This is a genomic window from Streptomyces sp. NPDC058691 (assembly GCF_042714775.1).
GTDB lineage: Bacteria > Actinomycetota > Actinomycetes > Streptomycetales > Streptomycetaceae > Actinacidiphila.
The window spans coordinates 1-16,041 of sequence record NZ_JBHXSO010000059.1; the positions used below are offsets into that span (position 1 = coordinate 1).

Genomic DNA, 16,041 nt, shown 5'->3' on the forward strand with positions numbered 1-16,041 from the left:
TGCTTGATGTTGAGGATGAGGTCGGTGACGTCCTCCTTGACGCCCGGCACGGTGGTGAACTCGTGCAGGACACCGTCGATCCGGACCGAGGTGACCGCGGCACCCGGGATCGACGAGAGGAGCGTGCGGCGGAGCGAGTTGCCGAGGGTGTAGCCGAAGCCCGGCTCCAGCGGCTCGATCACGAACCGGGAGCGGAATTCGTCGACGACCTCTTCGGTCAGTGACGGACGCTGAGCGATCAGCACGAGGTATTGCCTCCAGTGTTTGGCGCCCGCTATGTGACGCCGTAGACACCATGAAGAGTACGGGCCATTCGGCCCCTCGCGAGCCTGACCCGCCCGGGTGGCGGCCGACCGGCAGGCCCGGCCCTTGCTGGAGCGGCCTCCGACGATCAGCGATTCCCGCCCCGGAGAGTCGGCCACCAGCACATTTCGCGGGTGCATACTGGGGACAATGACAAAGCCTGCTGCACCGAAGCGTCATTTGCCTACCAGCCCCTTCAAGGCCCCGGTCACGCGGGCTCCCAAGCACTTCGCCGTGGGTGACCAGGTCACGCACGACATCCACGGTCTCGGCCGGGTGATCGACATCGACGACGGGACCTCGGCACTCGTGGATTTCGGCTCGAGCCAACTGCGGATCTTGAGCCCGTACGCCAAGATGACCAAGCTGTAGGACCGCTGTGCCGGGTCACGGCACGCCAGGCCCTCCAGGGATCTGTAACGAAAGGGAAACTTCTCATCGATCCGACGTCGCTGTTCTCCGCCCCGGAAGGGCAACCCCGCCGTGCCACCGCGGCATCGCCGTCTCCGGTGACAAACCCCTTCCAGGCCCCGGACTTCGGGGAAGACGAGACCCTGCCGCCCGAGGATGTACAGGAGCCCGCCCCGGACACGCGTGGCCTGCGGCCCAAGGCGACCCGGCGCCCACGAGTGCGGTGATTCCGACAGCCTCCGCTGCGTGCCGTAGATCCCGGGGTGCCACCCGGCATTGAAAGAAGGGGTGCCCCTGTGTCCAGGGCACCCCTTCGTCGCGACCCCCGGCGCGGCGGGAGGTTCGAGGATGGTCAGGGAATCAGGACAGAGCCTCCGCGAGCGGACCCAGCGCGAGGGCGGGGAAGTAGGTCAGGCCGACGACGATGAGGATCACGGCCGTCAGCAGGCCGACGAACTGCGGCCGGTGGGTGGGCAGCGTGCCCGCCGTGGCCGGAACCGGCTGCTGCTGGGCCAGGGAGCCGGCCAGCGCCAGGACGAAGACGATCGGCAGGAAGCGGCCGAGGAGGCAGACCAGGCCGAACGCCACGTTGTACCAGTCGGTGTTGACGGTGATACCGGCGAAGGCCGAGCCGTTGTTGTTGGCGGCCGAGGTGAAGGCGTACAGCACTTCGGAGAAGCCGTGCGGGCCCGAGTTGAGCATGCCCGCTCGCTCACCCGGCAGCGCCATGGCGACGGCGGCGCCGATCAGGGCGATCGCCGGGGTGGTGAGGATGTAGAGCGAGGCGAACTTCATCTCACGGCCGCCGAGCTTCTTGCCCAGGTACTCCGGGGTGCGGCCGACCATGAGTCCCGCGATGAACACCGTGATGATCGCCAGGATGACGAAGCCGTAGAGGCCGGAACCGACACCGCCGGGGGCGATCTCGCCGAGCATGATGTTGAAGAGCGCCATGCCGCCACCCAGCGGCGAGAACGAGTCGTGGAAGGAGTTGACCGCGCCCGTGTTGGTGAGCGTGGTCGACGCCGCGAACAGCGCCGAGCCCCACACCCCGAACCGCTGCTCCTTGCCCTCCATCATGCCGCCCGCCAAGTGGCCGGCCTGGCTGCCCACACTGTGCAGCTCGTTCACGGTGATGATGGCCACCGAGGCGGCCCAGATCACACCCATGACGGCGATGACCGCGTAGCCCTGCCGCTTGTCACCGATCATCGTGCCGAAGGTACGCGGCAGGCAGACGGGGATCACCATCAGGAGATAGAGCTCAAGCCAGTTGGTGAAGGCGTTGGGGCTCTCGAAGGGGTGCGCGGAGTTGGCGTTGTAGAAGCCGCCACCGCTGCTGCCGAGCTCCTTGATCGCCTCTTGGGAGGCGACCGGGCCACCGGTCAGGGTCTGGTGGTCGCCCGCGATGGTCGTGATCGACTGGAAGCCGTGGAAGTTCTGGATGGCGCCCGCGGCGACCAGCACGATCGCGAAGAGGAACGAGATCGGCAGCAGTACACGGATGGTGATGCGGGTGAGGTCCACCCAGAAGTTGCCGACGTGGACGGTCTTCTTCCGCGAGAAACCGCGAATCAGTGCGGCCATCACAGCGATGCCGACAGCGGCCCCGACGAAGTCCTGCACCACCAGGCCGGACATCTGCACCAGGTGGCCCAGCGCCGATTCGCCCGAGTACGCCTGCCACTGAGTGGTGCTGGCGAAGGCCGCCGCCGTGTCGAACGCAAGGGCCGGCGACATCCCCTTCATGCCGAGCGACAGAAGAAAATGGTTCTGCAGCCGCAGGAACCCGTAGAGGAAGAGCATGGAGACCAGGGAGAAGGCCAGCAGGCTGCGCAGATACGCGCCCCACGGCTGCTTGGCGTCTCCGTCCACACCGCCCGCGCGATAGAGCACACGCTCCAGCCGCCAGTGCTTGGCGGAGGTCAGGACGTGCGCCATGTAGTCGCCGAGCGGACGGTAGCTCAGCGCCAGCGCGCCTATGAGGGCCAGGATCTGGAGCCAGCCCGCGAGAGTCTCATTCACTGGAACCGCTCCGGAAGCATCAGGCAGAGGACCAGGCAGGCCACCAGGTACACCGCGACTATCAGGCCGACTGTGTTCTCGGTACTCACAGCCGCTCCGCCTCCTTGGCCGCCGGCCAGAGAAGTCCGGAGACCTCGAGGCTGGGCACGGCAAGAACGACGTCTGACATGAAGACACCCCGGAAAGGAATCGACGAACGGAGCCGCCCGAGCCCTACCGGGCTGAGGGAACACGGCGGCCAGGAGCGGTGCCGGTGGACCGGCTGGGACAGCCAAGCGCCACACCCCGGCCCGGGGACAGGACGCTGGTGCCTTCTTGACACGCCGGTCGATTACCCTGACGCCACCTTGGCAGCCCGAGACCGCGACGGCATCCGGCCGTTACCCCCTGGTAGCCCCTCCGGACCCTCCCTCGAGTCACCGGCGTTCGTGGCCCGTCCGGTGGACTGGCAGCGGGTCGACGTCAAGGTCACATCAGACGCGCGGCTCGCCGCGTAGCGACAGCGTCAACGAAAAACGTCGCCGGCTCCGTGAGGAGTTTCACTGTCCTCGTGCCGAAAGACCGATACCGGCGCTGGAAGGCAGGCCGCCTCGTCGCCGCCGGACGTGCGCAGCGCGCCGAATCAGCGGTGTCCGGGCAGGTCGCATCACCTGTGAAGATGGGCGAGCGACTGCCGCCCGGTGGTCCGTAGGAGCACGAGGGAGCGGTCAGGGTGTCGCAGCAGGGACCGCAGAGCCTGGTCGAGCGGATGGAGCGCCACCAGGTCGCGACCTACCTGGCGGCGATGGCCGCCGGTGCGCTGCTGGGCCGGCTCGCCCCGGCCGCCGGTCCGGGGCTGGAGCACGCGATCAACCCGGTACTCGGCGCCCTGCTGTTCGTCACCTTCCTCCAGGTCCCGGCCGCTGAGCTGATCCGCTCGCTGCGCGACGGACGCTTTCTGTCCGCGGCCCTGGCGGTGAACTTCGTGGTGGTGCCGCTGGTCGTCGCGGCGATGTTCGGTTTCCTGCCCGCGGACCAGGCCGTGCGGGTCGGGGTGCTGCTGGTGCTGCTGTGCCCGTGCGTCGACTACGTGATCGTGTTCTCCGGACTGGCCGGCGGCTCCAGCCGCCGCCTGCTGGCCGCCACCCCGCTGCTGCTCGTGGCCCAGATGCTGCTGCTGCCGGGGTTCCTGTACCTGTTCATGGGCTCCGGACTGGCCGACATCGTCGAGGTCGGCCCGTTCCTCAAAGCCTTCGTGTTCCTGATCGTCATCCCCCTCGCGCTCGCCTGGGCCCTGCAGGCGTGGGCCGCGCGGCGCCCGGCCGGACAGCGGGTCTCCGACGCGGCGACCACCACGATGGTGCCGCTCATGGCCGCGACTCTGCTGACCGTGGTCGCCTCCCAGGTCCCCAAGCTCGGCGGCAACCTGGCCGACGTTGCCGCCGTCGTTCCCTTCTACGCCGTGTTCCTGCTGGTCATGGCGTTCGCCGGAAAGGCCGTGGCCCGGCTGTTCCGACTCGACACCGGAGCCGGGCGGGCGATCGTCTTCACCGGCGCGACCCGCAACTCCCTGGTCGTCCTCCCGCTGGCCCTGGCACTGCCCGACGCGCTCGCGGTGGCCGCGGTCGTCGTGGTCACCCAAACCCTCGTCGAAGTCCTCGGCATGGTCGCCTACGTCCGCCTGGTTCCCCGGCTACTGCCCGCCACGGAGCCGACCGCGAAGGAATCCGCCGCGTCCTGATCCCGCAGCCGGCCGGCAGCCGCAAAAGGCGCGGCGGCGGTCAGGAACTCAAGTGAGCCAAGACGCTGTCCTCGACGGGATAGGGAAGTTCCTGAGGCCGCAGACGGCCGGCGGCCGCCAGATTGCCCTCACGTACCAGCGCGTGGACCTCGTGAGCGAGCTGCGTCACGTCGGTGATGGCGACCGTCCACTCGTCTGCGTACCGGTGCGCCGCTTCGCCGGTGAGGCCGAGTTGCAGCGAGCGGTACGGCAGCGGCTGCATGTGCAGATCACGTTCGGGATCCCATTGCACGCGGGCGGGGGCTCGCTTCAACTGACGCTTCCATGCGGCACGGTCGGTATGCAGGCCCTGCTCATAGTGGGACAGACAGGCGTGGCGCAGTGCCCACTCGAAGCCCTGACGGGCGATCTCGATGGCCAGGACGGTCTCCTGGCCTTCCTTGGCGGCCCAGCCGGAGCGGTACATCATCCACAGGAACGACGGCTTGATCCATGTCATTCGGTCTCGTTGCCAGATTGCGGGGAAGCGTCCCTCCCGTGCCGCGGGCAGTCCGATCGCCGGCGCGTACGCCTGGTAGACGGTGACCGTGGTGGGGGTGTAGCAGGCGCGAATCCTGTTTTTCGGTTCTTGCACGAGTCGAGGATGAGGCAGGCCGCGTCGCGTGAACCACTCATTTCAGGGCGGCAGTCGAACCCTCTGACAGCGAGCGCGTCCCACTCCGCCGCCCAGCCCCGCGCGCGGGGACACGCGGCGCTGACAGGCTCACTCGGCCGCGCCACGCGATGCGCTGAGGGTGTGCCGGCCCTCACGGACGAGGAACAACGCGATCAGGAGCGCGGCGGTCGAATCGGTCCACCACCAGCCCAGTTCCTCGTTCGCCGCCAGCCCGAGGAGCGCCGTGACGGCCAGGGCGCCTCCGACGAGGCTGAGGACGCCGTCCCCCCGCAAAGCGCTACTGCGCAGTCGCCGGCTCAGTCGCAGCTTGACGAAACCGATCGGCGGAAGCAGGAGGAGAGAGCCGGCCAGCAGGACCACACCCATGGCGCTCTGCTCAGGGCTGTCCCGGGCAAGCAGCGAACGGGCAGCCTGAACGGCGACATAGGCCGCCGACACCAGCATCGCCCCCGCAACCGCCCGCGTGGCAAGGCGCTCGACGCGGGCGAGGCCCCGGGAGTCACGTCCCGCGCCCCGGAGTTCGCGCCGGAACCGCCAGACCAGAACGACCGACGCCGAGCCGTCGATGACCGAGCTCAGGCCGAACGCCAGCAGCGCCAGCGAACCCGTGACGGCGCCCACGATGAGTGAGGTCACTCCTGCTACAGCGGCCCACGCCACCGACCCCGCGCACACCAGCACGGCTGCCCTGACCCGCCTGCCCCGCCCCGGGTCCCTGACCTGGGCGGCAGGAAGCACATCACCACCACGCACACCACTGACCACCGGGTCCCCTCCCCACTCTCCACACCGGCAAGCACGGCACGAGGGTCAGTCTCGGGCAGGAACGGTCCAGCGTGCGGATCAGGAATCCATGTTTGGCGCCCGCTTAGCGCAGAGAGAGCGCAGCACGGGGGACAACCGGGCCGGCTTGATGCGGCCGCGACGCGATTGTGCGGGTCAGATCCAGGAGTCGAGCCACATGCGGGCGTGCCAGGAGGAGTAGGGGATCGTCTGCCCCGTGTAGATCGGGAAGAAGTAGATGAAGTTCCACAGGACGAGCAGGCCCAGGGTGCCCGCGGCGACGGTTCCCCATACGCGGCGCCGCTCGTCCGTGCCCGGGGGGCCCATGAGGGCGCCCAGGGTCATCGCGACGGCCAGGCACAGGTAGGGGACGAAGGCGACCGCGTAGAAGGTGAAGATCGTGCGGTCCTGGTAGTTGAACCAGGGCAGGTAGCCGGCCGCCACCGCGCACAGGACGGCGCCCGCGCGCCAGTCGCGGCGCAGGGCCCAGCGGTAGAGGAGATAGGCCAACGCGAAGCACGCCGCCCACCAGAGCGCGGGGGTGCCGAGGGCGAGGATCGCCCGGGAGCAGCCCTCGGTGGCGGTGCAGCCGTCCTGGCCGACTTTCGGGGACTGGTAGAAGAACGAGGTGGGGCGGCCCAGGACGAGCCAGCTCCAGGGGTTGGACTGGTAGGGGTGCGGGGTGTGCAGGCCCACGTTGAACTGGTAGACCGCGTGCTCGTAGTGCCACAGGCTGCGCAGCGGGGCCGGGATCCACGACCAGGTGCCGCCGCGGCCGTCGGCCCAGTGGCGTCCGTAGCCGTCGTCCGTCAGGAACCAGCCGGTCCAGGTCACCAGGTACGTCACGACGGCGACCGGTAGCAGGGACAGCACGGAGGGGACGAAGTCCCTGCGCAGCACGGCGCGGTAGGGACGGCGGGACCCGGCCAGGCGACGGGCGCCGAGGTCCCACAGCAACGTCAGGATCATGAAGAAGGCGAGGAAGTACAGGCCGTTCCACTTCACGGCGGAAGCGAGGCCGAGGAAGACGCCTGCCGCGAGCCGCCAGGGCCGCGGGCCCATGCCGGTACGGTCTCCTGCCGCGGCGCCGGGGCCGGCGAGGCCGTCCGCGCCCACCGGCAGGGCGGCGGCGAGCCGGCCCCGCGCGCGGTCGCGGTCGATCAGCAGGGACCCGAAGGCCGCCAGGACGAAGAACATGACGAACACGTCGAGCAGGGCGACGCGGCTCATCACGAAGTGCAGCCCGTCCACTGCCATCAGCCCGCCCGCGAGGCAGCCCAGGGCCGTCGAGCGGAACAGGCGGCGGCCTATTCGGCACAGCATCAGCACCGACACCGTGCCGACCAGGGCCGCCATGAAGCGCCAGCCGAACGGGCCCAGGCCGAAGCCCCATTCGCCGAGGGCGATCATCCACTTGCCCATCGGCGGGTGCGCGACGAACGTCCCTGGGTCGGTGAGCGGCAGATCGGCGGAATGGCCGAGGATCTGCGGGTCGGCGACCTTGCGGTCGGGCCAGGTGCCCTCGTAGCCGAGGCGGAGCATCGACCAGGCGTCCTTGGCGTAGAACGTCTCGTCGAAGACCACATCGTGCGGCCGGCCGAGGTTCCAGAAGCGGAGCACCCCGGCGAAGAGCGCGACGAGCAGCGGGCCGAGCCAGCCGGCCCGCGACGAGCCGAACGGCGGCACCAGCCGTTGCCGGACGTCCGTCCAGGGGCGTGCCTCGTAGCCGAACGGCCTCAGTCCCCGCAGCCAGGAACCGGGCCACCCGCCCACGGGAGGACTCTGGCCGGCACGGTCCTGTGTCGGTGTGTGCGTCGTCACCGGGCCATCGTAGGGATCAGAGCCGACACGGCGTCCGCCGCCCCCGGGCGCCGGGGGCCTGACGGGTCACCAGACCTGGGCGAAACAGCCGATCATCGTCGCCGCGGCGACGACGGCCACGAGCACGGCGGCGAAGGTGCGGGGCATGGTCATGGGGGACTCCTTCGACGGCGGCGGTTGCGGGGCGGCTCGCACCTCCCCATGGATAACCAGTTGGACTGGTGACGATGCTGCGCCACTTCCAGGTTCCCTGTCAAGCGATCGATGCGGGAGAATGCCGATCGGCGCGAGCTGCTTGCCCCGAGAAGTATCACCTGTCAGAATGGTGACATGGTACATGCCTTCCCGTGCGGGACCCCGGCACTCGACTTCGTGGGGACGCTCAGGGCCCGCCGCAACCCCGAACCCCGCGAGATGCTCACGACGCCGGAGAGCCTCGACGCCTGGTTCCGCGAGTCGCGGATGGTGCACGCCGACACCCAGTGCGATCAGGCGGACCTGGATGCCGCCGTGGAGCTGCGCGAGGCGGTGTACGCGCTCGTCCGCGCGGGCCTTCTGGGCGAGGGCCGCGACGCCGCCGCGGTCGCCCTCGTCAACGACACGGCGCGTACGCCCTCCGCGGTCCCGCAGCTCACAGCGGAGGGGCGGCGCGTCGAGGCGACCCCGCGACAGGCGCTGTCCTCGCTGGCCCGCGAGGTGATCGACATCCTCAGCGGGCCGGAAGGGTCCCTGCTCAAGGAGTGCGGCAGGCCCGAGTGCACACAGGTCTACATCGACCGCTCCCGCGGCTCGCGCCGCGAGTGGTGCGCCATGGAGACGTGCGGCAACAGGGTGAAGGCCGCCGCCTACCGCGCCCGCAAGAAGGCGTCCGGCGACCCGGTCGCGGCCGGCGGCGAACGCTAGGCCCTGCCGGGCTCAGGCCGACAGCAGCCCGCTGATGCAGGCGTCCCAGTCGATGTGCCGCGACTCGGCGCCGGCCGGGACGAGCGCGATGGTGGATGCCAGAAACGCGGCCAGCGCCCCCGTCCCCACCCGCAGTACGGCCGTGCCCGACTCGCCGCCCAGTCCGATCAGGGTGTCCTCGCCGGCCCCGGGACGGACGTGGACGTCTCCCGCCCCGGAGGGCCCGCGCAGGCCCGCGAGCAGCAGTTCACGGGAGACCACCCACACCGCGTCCCCCGTACCGGGCACCCGGCCGAAGCGCATGTGCACCGCGTAGGGCTCGTAGGCGGCGTACCGGCACTCGACGGACAGCTCCACCGTCGGCCCGGGGCCCGCCCGCAGGCGCATGGGCAGCCGTTCGACGATCGATTCCGTTGCTTCCATGGGATGCCCCGTCTCCCGTGCCGGCACCGGCCGACGTCCACCACGACGATGGAATGCGTCTGCCCCCGCCGCCCGCGCGCCGCGATGGAGGAACGGCGGGGATAGTGGGGAGGAACGGCGTGTGCCGCCCGGCGCGAAGGGCAGTCCCACTCCCCCGGGCGGAGGAGAGAGCGACGGATGCGGAGGCGGCCATGAGCGACGACCCGATGGCGGACGACGTCTACCAGCCCACCGGCGACGACGAGGAGCAGCAGGACGCGACTTCCCCCGACCTGGAGGACGCGCTCGGCGAACGCGACTACGACGACATCCTGGACGAGGGCTACTCCCCGCCCGAGCGGCCGCTGGGCCTGGACAAGGTGGGGGTCACCGCCGCCGAGCAACGCGCCGGGGAGACCCTCGACGAGCGCCTCGCCCAGGAGGTCCCCGACGACGCCGTCGATCCGGGCGACGACATCGGCGACCTGGCCGGAGGAGACGGAGAACCGGTCGATCCGCAGGCCGGGGGCGAGCGGGCGGGACGCCTCGTCGCGCCGGACGCCGGCACGGGGGAGGAGGAGGACATCGACTCCGACCTCCTCGCCCGGGACGTGGGCATCGACGCCGGGGCGGCGGGAGCGGAGGAGGCCGCGGTGCACATCGTCCCGGAGGACGATCCCTGGGAGTGAGCGCCGGGCGCGAAGCCGGCGGCCGGGACCGGCGGCGGCTAAAGGGGGGACGACGACGGTCCGCTCAGGTCGCCGTGCCGTCGCCGGGCATGTCGGCACGACCGCCGGGCCCCAGCAGACCGGTCGCCCGGAACGGCGTCCGCTCGGCCAGCCGCGGCAGTTCCCGGCGCGAGAGCCGGACGACAACGGACGGCAGCAGCGCGCGCACCGGTTGCGCCGCGCGCAGCCACGGCGGGGCGTAGACCGCCGCGACGCGCCGCTCCATGGCGTCGGCAAGACGGGCGGCCACCGACTCGACCGAGTACACCTTCCGCGCCGGTGGCGGCATGTGGGCACGCAACTCCCGCAGCACCGGGTGCTCGTCGGCGTCGCGGATCATGTCGGTGTCCGTCCAGTTCAGATAGGCGATCCCGACCGCCACCCCTTCGTGGGCGACTTCGGAGCGCAGCGACTGGGCGAAGGACTCCACGCCCGCCTTGGAGGCGCAGTACGCGCTCATCATGGGCGCCGCGCCGATGGCCGCGAGCGAGGCGACCTGGAGGAAGTACCCCTGGGTGCGCAGCAGCGACGGCAGGAAGACACGGGCCGTGGTCGCGCTGCCGATGAGGTTGACCTCGATGACCCGGCGCCAGACGGCGGGGTCGGACTCCACGAAGGGACCGCCCTCGGCGATGCCCGCGTTGGCGATCACGACCGCCGGGTCTCCCATCCGGGCGGCCACGTCGACGGCGACGCGGCTCATGGTGGCGTCGTCGGTGACGTCGGCCTCCCAGCACAGTGCCTGGGTGGGCAGCGACTCGGCGACGGCCGCCAGGGCGTGCTCCTCGCGGCCCAGCAGGGCCAGCCGCGCGCCGCGCCGGGCCAGTTCCCTGGCCAGGCCGGCCCCCAGGCCGCGCGCGGCACCCGTCACGACGGCGAGTCGATCGTGCAGGACGGACTGCTTCACCGGTACTCCCCCGTCCTCGCCGGGCGCGCTCCGCCCGGCCGGGTCATACGCGCCGTGCGGCCCGCGTAGGCGTCGTCGGCCGGTCCCCACCCACGATCCGCCTCAGGGTCGCGCTCCGCATCACGGGCCCGCCGCAGGCCCCGTAAGGCGGCGAAACCGGGGTACACGGGAGGAACGGACCGTCGAAGGGAGACGCACGGTGGCCGACACATCGATGAAAGCCGTGGGCTGGGCGCGGTCCTTCCCCGTGTCCGGCGGGGTCCGCGCGGGCCGGCGCTGGACGCGCGAGCACCTGGACACCCTGGAGTGGACCGAGGACGCCCCGGGCACCGTCGACGACATCCTGCTCACGGTGTCGGAGCTGATCACCAACGCCCATGTGCACGCCCGCAGCGACGCGGAACTCGTGCTCACCTGGGACAGCCAGTGCCTGCACGTGAGCGTCCACGACTCCGGCGGCGAGATGCCCGCCCCGCGTCAGGCCGACGCCACCGCGACCGGTGGCCGCGGGCTCGCCCTGGTGGACGCGGTGGCCGACCACTGGCACACCCACACCCGGCCGGACGGCAAGACGGTGACCGCCTGCTTCACCCCGCCCGTCAGGCCCGGGGGTCCTCAGCCCTGAGGCCGTCCGCCGGCTCCTGGGCGCGGCCGGCGAAGCGGCGGACGACCGCGCCCAGGTAGTCCACCGCGCGGCCGCCGAGGGCGGCCACGTCGGCCGGGGACCCGACGAACGCGATCCGGTCGAACTCCGGCTCCTGGCCCCGCGCCGTGTCCGAGGCCACCAGGGCGGCGAAGCACTCCCGCAGCAGGGCCTCCGGCCGCGGCGGGGCGAGGAACAGGACGCCGGCCGTGCCGTTGGCGGCGCGGGTGACGTGCCAGAGCGCCAGGTCTCCGGGCGGGACGACGGTGCCGGTCTCCTCGGCCAGTTCGCGGGCGGCGTGCCGGCGCAGCGCGGCCAGGTCCAATACCTCGTGGTCCTCGGGGGGTTCGGCGGATCCGCCGGGCAACTGGAGGCGGCCGAGGGCGGCGGTCCACGGTGCCATGCGGCCGATGAGCAGGCGCCCGTCCTCGTCGGGCTGCAGTACGGCGACGAAGAGCGACGGGAGCCACCCGGGCGCCCCGGGGAACCGGCGCAGGACGTGCCGCCGGTACGTCGTCCTCGCCCAGGACAGGACCAGGGAGTCCGGCCCGTCGCGGTCCAGCCCGACGCAGGCCGCAACCGGCCCGTCGAAGAGGGCCGGCGCCGCTTCGACGGCCGCGTCCCAGGCCCGGTCCATGGCCGACCGCTCGCCCGGCGGCAACGCCGGGGCGCCGACCTCGACGAGGCGGATCCGGCGGGCCTCCACTAGTACGACACCGCGGGCGGGCGGCGGCACCGGCCCGGTCACGACGCGGCCGCGGGTGCCCGGACCGGGACCGGCCCGGCGAAGTGCGTGAACGTCATGACGCTTTGGTAGCGGCTGCTGTCGGGATAGACCAGATCCTCCTCGAAGCGGGTGACCCGCCCCTCGGCGTCCACCCAGGCCGTGCAGGAGACGCCCTTCGTTCCCGGGACGTCCTCGCGGGGCGCGAGCGTCGCGTAGGTGTGCGGATCGACGTCCGCGAACGCCTCGGCGGCGATCCAGCCGGAGAGCCGGTACACCGGCCGGCCGCCGGCGTCCTCGCGGAGCTGACGACCGGCGTTGGCCGGCTGGCGGGCCAGCAACTGGGCCACGGCGTGGACCTGCATGATCTGGTTGCCCGGTGGCGCCTTGTCGAGCGGGTCGTGCCACCAGCCCCGTACGGTCCGGCCGTGCTCGTCCACCTCGCGCACCCATGCGCCGGTGGGCAGCAGCACCTCCTGGGCCTCCTTGTACCGGTCGGGTTCCACGGACGACACGGAGAACTCGCCGGTCGTGTGGGCGCCGAGGTTCAGGGTCCCCTCGATCCGCTGCGGCGGCGCGGACGGTGCGCCGGGGGCCTTCTCCGTCCGGAAGCGGGCCGAGTAGGGATGCGCGGCGCGCCGGGCCAGGGCCTGTCCCACGGCGGAGTCCGGAAGCGGCGCCACCGTGCCGGGCGGGTGCGGGGCCGCCGTGCCGGGCGACCCGTCGCAGGCGGCCAGGACGAGCAGCGCGGCCAGGGCCGCGGAGCCGGTGAGACGCGAGGCCGACGGTGTCATGCGCGCAGTATGGCGCGCGCGGGTGTGCGGGAGGTGAGCCGCCGGCAACGGTTCCCCCGACACGGCTCAAGGCCTCGGGGACGGCCGCGTCGGGCAGAGGGTCGCCGGGTTGCCGTGCGCCGGCTCAGGCCGGTTCGCGCCGGGCGGCCTCCTCGTCGCGTCGGCTGTGCGGGACGCCGCCGCGGGCGGCGGCGGGACCGCGCCGTCCCCGGGTGGCCGCGGTGGGCGCTCCCAGCTGCCGTTCGGCGGAGCGGGCGTCGGCGCAGCGTCGGCGCACGGCCACCAAAGCGACGTCGTCCTCGAGCTGCCCGCCGGCGTAGGCGGTGAGGTCGTCCAGCAGGCGTTCGATGACCTGGTCGGGGCCGCCGCTCTTGGACAGGGAGGAGAACCGGTCCAGGGCGGGGTAGAAGACGCCCGCCGAGTCACGGGCCTCCAGCAGTCCGTCGGTGTGGAGGAGCAGGATGTCGCCGACCTCGAAGCGGAAGGTGTCGACGCGGTAGTCCTGGCCGGGGCTCGCCACGCCCAGCGGGGGCGCGGGATGGGTCAGGTCGAGGAGGTCCACGTCATGGCCGCGCGCGAGCATCGGCTGCGGATGGCCGCAGCTGATGACTCGGACGACGGGGAGGTTGTCGGGGATCTCGACCACGAGCGCGGTGACGAACCGCTCGGCGGCATGGGCGTCCCGTTCGCCCACCTCCCCGAAATGACGGGCCACGCTCGCCTCCAGCGCGATGGCGACTCCCTTGAGGAACCTGTCGCGGTGCGCGGCCTCGCGAAAGGCGCCCAGGACCGTGGCGGCGTCGTCGACGGCCGCCAGGCCTTTGCCCCGTACGTCGCCGATCAGCAGGCGGACGGCCCCGTCGACCCGCTCGGCCGCGTACAGGTCGCCGCCGATGCGCGCGTGGGCGACGGCCGAGCGGTAGGCGGTGGCCATGTCCACGCACCCCACCCGGCACGGCAGGGGCCGCAGCAGAGCGCGCTGTGCGGTCTCCGCGACCGAGCGGACGGCCCTGAGCGTCTTGCGGTCGGAGTCGCGCATGTGCCAGAAGACCAGCACGAGACCGCAGACCACCAGCAGGTCCAGCACGTGGATGGGCAGGATCGGCGAGTGGCCGAGGCCGTCGTGGACGTCCACCGCGACGGCGCCGGCACACGCCAGGACGGTCATGTGGATGGTGACGAGCGCGCTGTACAGGGTCGCCGTGAGGGCGGGCACCGCCACCAGCAGCGAGGCCAGGTGGACGTCCATCGGGATGAGCAGGCTCAGGACCGTGATCGTGAGCAGGACCGTCGAGGCGACGATCAGGGGCGCCTGGGGTCGCAGGCGCAGCCCGAGCGCTCTGAACGCCGGTTGCCGGGGAGCGCCGGGCTGGGCGTAGCCCGTCGCGAGTCGCGTCCGACCCGAACTCGTCATCAGGACCTCCGACCGCACTGTCGGGGCGAGGCGGTGTTGCTTTGGTCAGCACGGCGGAATGTCGGAAATATTTCCTTCGGGAAGTTTCGTCGCCGAATGACGGCCCGCGACGCGTGGCCGGTGCGGCGTCCTCCGCCCGGCCCACTCCGGCGGGCCGCCCGCGGATCCGATGTCTAGCCTCGCGGTGTGATCGCGCCCTGGGACCGCAGACGTTTCCTGGAAGGGGTGTCGGCGGTGGCCGCGGCGGCCGTCACCGGGGGCTGCTCGGCCGCGGGGCCGCCGCACGGCCGCGCCACGGACCACGGCGGCACGGGCACCGGCCTCGACGTCCGTGCCGAGAACGCGCGAGCCGGCGACCGCGACTGGGGACTGCGGTCCCGCGGCGGCGACCGCGCGATCGAGGGATTCGCCGACCGGGTCAGCGTGCTCCCCGGTGAGGAGTTCCGGCTGCTGGTGTCCACCACCGACCGGACGTACCGCGCGGAGGCGTTCCGCATGGGCTGGTACGCGGGCGCCCGGGCCCGCCGGGTCTGGTGGTCCCCCGAACTGCCGGGGCGGGAGCAGCCGGCGCCCGGACCGCAGGGTGCCACCCGCACGGTGTCGGCGGCGCGGTGGCGTCCCGGGGTCCGGGTCCCCACCCGCGGCTGGCCCGAGGGCGCCTACCTGGTCCGGCTCACCGCGGGAGACTCCGGGGCGCAGCGCTACGTCCCGGTCACCGTGCGGTCGCGGGCGACGGCCGGGCGCGTGGTCCTGGTCAACGCGGTCGCGACCTGGCAGGCGTACAACACGTGGGGCGGGCGCAGCCTCTACCAGGGGCCCGGCGGCAAGGCCGACTACGCGGGCCGCTCGCTGGCCGTCAGCTGCGACCGCCCCTACGACCGCGACGGAGCGCCGCTGTTCCTGACGTACGAGCAGCCCGCCATCGCGCTCGCCGAGAGCCTCGGGCTGCCGCTCGCCTACGCGACGAGCATGGACGTGGACCACGATCCGGACCTCCTCGCGGGGGCACGCGCCGTGGTCTCGCTCGGCCACGACGAGTACTGGACACCGGTCATGCGCGGCCGGGTGACGGAGGCCCGCGACAGCGGGACCAACGTGGCGTTCCTCGGCGCCAACGCCTGTTTCCGGCGCATCCGCCTGGAACCCACCGCCCTCGGCGACCGTCGCCTCGTCGTCTGCTACAAGAGCGACTGGCCGCACGACCCCCTCAACGGCAAGGACGACGCCGCCGTCACGACGGACTGGCGCGGGCCCCCGCACCCCCGGCCGGAGAACTCCCTCACCGGCACCCTCTACGAGTCCAACGGCACCAGTGCCGCGTACGCCGTCGCCGAGCCGGGCCACTGGCTGCTGGAGGGGACCGGCGCGACGAGCGCCACCCGCTTCCCGAACCTCGTCGGCACGGAGTACGACCGCGTCACCGGCGCACCGCCGACCCCTCGGCCGATCGAGATCATCGCCCACTCGCCGCTGGTCTGCCGGGGCGTGCGCAGTTTCCAGGACTCCGCGTACTACACGACCGCGGGCGGGGCGGGCGTGTTCAACACCGGCACCATGCGCTGGGTCGGCTCCCTGAAGGGAGACGGCGGCCACGGCATGCCCCCGGCGGCCGCGCGCTTCACCCGGCGGGTCACCGCGAACCTGCTGCACGCCTTCGCGGAGGGCCCCGCCGGACGGCGGCATCCCGCCCGGGACAACCTCGACCGCTTCCGTCCCTACCCGGGCGACGCCGTGGCGGAGCGTCACGACCTGTGGTGAGCGGGGCGCCGCCGAGCGCGTCATGTCGG

Annotated in this window: 17 protein-coding genes and 1 pseudogene; 6 read left to right on the forward strand and 12 right to left on the reverse strand. The window is 72.1% G+C overall.

What is annotated here, in order from left to right; genetic code table 11:
* Positions 1-245: pseudogene (locus ACFWVC_RS31425) on the reverse strand (DNA-directed RNA polymerase subunit alpha); the annotation flags it as partial.
* A 208-nt stretch (positions 246-453) separates the two neighbouring features.
* Between ACFWVC_RS31425 and ACFWVC_RS31430 the strand changes: the two are divergent.
* Positions 454-675, forward strand: a complete 222-nt coding sequence (locus ACFWVC_RS31430) for a hypothetical protein (protein WP_384295200.1) — start codon at positions 454-456, stop codon at positions 673-675.
* Positions 676-1,074: 399 nt separating this feature from the next.
* Here the strand turns inward: ACFWVC_RS31430 and kdpA are convergent, their stop codons facing one another.
* Both kdpA and ACFWVC_RS31440 read right to left on the reverse strand, forming a co-directional pair.
* Positions 1,075-2,739: a potassium-transporting ATPase subunit KdpA gene (gene kdpA, locus ACFWVC_RS31435; protein ID WP_384295203.1), complete on the reverse strand. Its 1,665-nt coding sequence runs from the start codon at positions 2,737-2,739 to the stop codon at positions 1,075-1,077.
* Entirely contained in the window at positions 2,736-2,828 is a 93-nt protein-coding gene (locus ACFWVC_RS31440; RefSeq protein ID WP_384295206.1) for a K(+)-transporting ATPase subunit F, read from the reverse strand. The genes kdpA and ACFWVC_RS31440 overlap by 4 nt, the downstream gene beginning before the upstream one ends.
* A 659-nt stretch (positions 2,829-3,487) precedes the next feature.
* Here ACFWVC_RS31440 and ACFWVC_RS31445 point away from each other — a divergent pair.
* A complete protein-coding gene (locus ACFWVC_RS31445) occupies positions 3,488-4,459 on the forward strand; it encodes a bile acid:sodium symporter (RefSeq protein WP_384295329.1) in 972 nt (323 codons plus the stop codon).
* Between the two features lie 40 nt (positions 4,460-4,499).
* On the opposite strand, the gene ACFWVC_RS31450 is transcribed toward ACFWVC_RS31445, so the two are convergent.
* The 4 genes from ACFWVC_RS31450 to ACFWVC_RS31465 all read right to left on the reverse strand — a co-directional run bounded on the left by ACFWVC_RS31450 (position 4,500) and on the right by ACFWVC_RS31465 (position 7,934).
* Positions 4,500-5,093, reverse strand: coding sequence for a DUF4291 domain-containing protein (locus ACFWVC_RS31450; RefSeq protein ID WP_384295209.1), 594 nt, complete (start codon positions 5,091-5,093; stop codon positions 4,500-4,502).
* A gap of 129 nt (positions 5,094-5,222) precedes the next feature.
* Positions 5,223-5,900, reverse strand: a complete 678-nt coding sequence (locus ACFWVC_RS31455) for a cation transporter (RefSeq protein ID WP_384295212.1) — start codon at positions 5,898-5,900, stop codon at positions 5,223-5,225.
* A gap of 174 nt (positions 5,901-6,074) precedes the next feature.
* Complete coding sequence (locus tag ACFWVC_RS31460) at positions 6,075-7,739, reverse strand: dolichyl-phosphate-mannose--protein mannosyltransferase (RefSeq protein ID WP_384295214.1); 1,665 nt, start codon at positions 7,737-7,739, stop codon at positions 6,075-6,077.
* Positions 7,740-7,805: 66 nt separating this feature from the next.
* Positions 7,806-7,934, reverse strand: a complete 129-nt coding sequence (locus ACFWVC_RS31465) for a hypothetical protein (protein ID WP_384295217.1) — start codon at positions 7,932-7,934, stop codon at positions 7,806-7,808.
* Between the two features lie 135 nt (positions 7,935-8,069).
* Here ACFWVC_RS31465 and ACFWVC_RS31470 point away from each other — a divergent pair, with 135 nt between their 5' ends.
* A complete protein-coding gene (locus ACFWVC_RS31470; protein WP_384295219.1) occupies positions 8,070-8,642 on the forward strand; it encodes a CGNR zinc finger domain-containing protein in 573 nt (190 codons plus the stop codon).
* Positions 8,643-8,654: 12 nt separating this feature from the next.
* Here ACFWVC_RS31470 and ACFWVC_RS31475 read toward each other — a convergent pair whose 3' ends face one another.
* Positions 8,655-9,065: an SsgA family sporulation/cell division regulator gene (locus ACFWVC_RS31475; RefSeq protein ID WP_384295222.1), complete on the reverse strand. Its 411-nt coding sequence runs from the start codon at positions 9,063-9,065 to the stop codon at positions 8,655-8,657.
* A gap of 191 nt (positions 9,066-9,256) precedes the next feature.
* Here ACFWVC_RS31475 and ACFWVC_RS31480 point away from each other — a divergent pair, with 191 nt between their 5' ends.
* On the forward strand, positions 9,257-9,733 hold the full coding sequence (locus tag ACFWVC_RS31480; RefSeq protein ID WP_384295225.1) for a DUF5709 domain-containing protein: 477 nt from the start codon (positions 9,257-9,259) through the stop codon (positions 9,731-9,733).
* Between the two features lie 64 nt (positions 9,734-9,797).
* On the opposite strand, the gene ACFWVC_RS31485 is transcribed toward ACFWVC_RS31480, so the two are convergent.
* Positions 9,798-10,679, reverse strand: a complete 882-nt coding sequence (locus ACFWVC_RS31485; protein ID WP_384295228.1) for an SDR family oxidoreductase — start codon at positions 10,677-10,679, stop codon at positions 9,798-9,800.
* A 214-nt stretch (positions 10,680-10,893) separates the two neighbouring features.
* Between ACFWVC_RS31485 and ACFWVC_RS31490 the strand changes: the two genes are divergently transcribed.
* Positions 10,894-11,304 (forward strand): ATP-binding protein, encoded by a 411-nt coding sequence (locus ACFWVC_RS31490; protein WP_384295332.1) that lies wholly within the window; start codon positions 10,894-10,896, stop codon positions 11,302-11,304.
* On the opposite strand, the gene ACFWVC_RS31495 is transcribed toward ACFWVC_RS31490, so the two are convergent.
* From ACFWVC_RS31495 to ACFWVC_RS31505, 3 genes are all read right to left on the reverse strand, one after another.
* Positions 11,279-12,070: an NUDIX hydrolase gene (locus ACFWVC_RS31495; RefSeq protein ID WP_384295231.1), complete on the reverse strand. Its 792-nt coding sequence runs from the start codon at positions 12,068-12,070 to the stop codon at positions 11,279-11,281. The two genes, ACFWVC_RS31490 and ACFWVC_RS31495, sit on opposite strands and share 26 nt — an antisense overlap.
* Complete coding sequence (locus tag ACFWVC_RS31500; RefSeq protein ID WP_384295234.1) at positions 12,067-12,840, reverse strand: hypothetical protein; 774 nt, start codon at positions 12,838-12,840, stop codon at positions 12,067-12,069. Before ACFWVC_RS31500 ends, ACFWVC_RS31495 begins: the two co-directional genes overlap by 4 nt.
* A gap of 124 nt (positions 12,841-12,964) precedes the next feature.
* On the reverse strand, positions 12,965-14,254 hold the full coding sequence (locus ACFWVC_RS31505; RefSeq protein ID WP_384295237.1) for a PP2C family protein-serine/threonine phosphatase: 1,290 nt from the start codon (positions 14,252-14,254) through the stop codon (positions 12,965-12,967).
* Positions 14,255-14,440: 186 nt separating this feature from the next.
* On the opposite strand from ACFWVC_RS31505, the gene ACFWVC_RS31510 reads away from it, so the two are divergent.
* Positions 14,441-16,012, forward strand: coding sequence for a N,N-dimethylformamidase beta subunit family domain-containing protein (locus ACFWVC_RS31510; RefSeq protein ID WP_384295242.1), 1,572 nt, complete (start codon positions 14,441-14,443; stop codon positions 16,010-16,012).
* Positions 16,013-16,041: the final 29 nt, after the last annotated feature.

Coding starts and splice junctions, on each gene's coding strand:
- ACFWVC_RS31500 (WP_384295234.1), bottom strand. CDS start 12,840: ATGACACCGTCGGCCTCGCGTCTCACCGGCTCCGCGGCCCTGGCCGCG.
- ACFWVC_RS31470 (WP_384295219.1), top strand. CDS start 8,070: ATGGTACATGCCTTCCCGTGCGGGACCCCGGCACTCGACTTCGTGGGG.
- ACFWVC_RS31445 (WP_384295329.1), top strand. CDS start 3,488: ATGGAGCGCCACCAGGTCGCGACCTACCTGGCGGCGATGGCCGCCGGT.
- ACFWVC_RS31480 (WP_384295225.1), top strand. CDS start 9,257: ATGAGCGACGACCCGATGGCGGACGACGTCTACCAGCCCACCGGCGAC.
- ACFWVC_RS31475 (WP_384295222.1), bottom strand. CDS start 9,065: ATGGAAGCAACGGAATCGATCGTCGAACGGCTGCCCATGCGCCTGCGG.
- ACFWVC_RS31490 (WP_384295332.1), top strand. CDS start 10,894: ATGAAAGCCGTGGGCTGGGCGCGGTCCTTCCCCGTGTCCGGCGGGGTC.
- ACFWVC_RS31505 (WP_384295237.1), bottom strand. CDS start 14,254: ATGACGAGTTCGGGTCGGACGCGACTCGCGACGGGCTACGCCCAGCCC.
- ACFWVC_RS31430 (WP_384295200.1), top strand. CDS start 454: ATGACAAAGCCTGCTGCACCGAAGCGTCATTTGCCTACCAGCCCCTTC.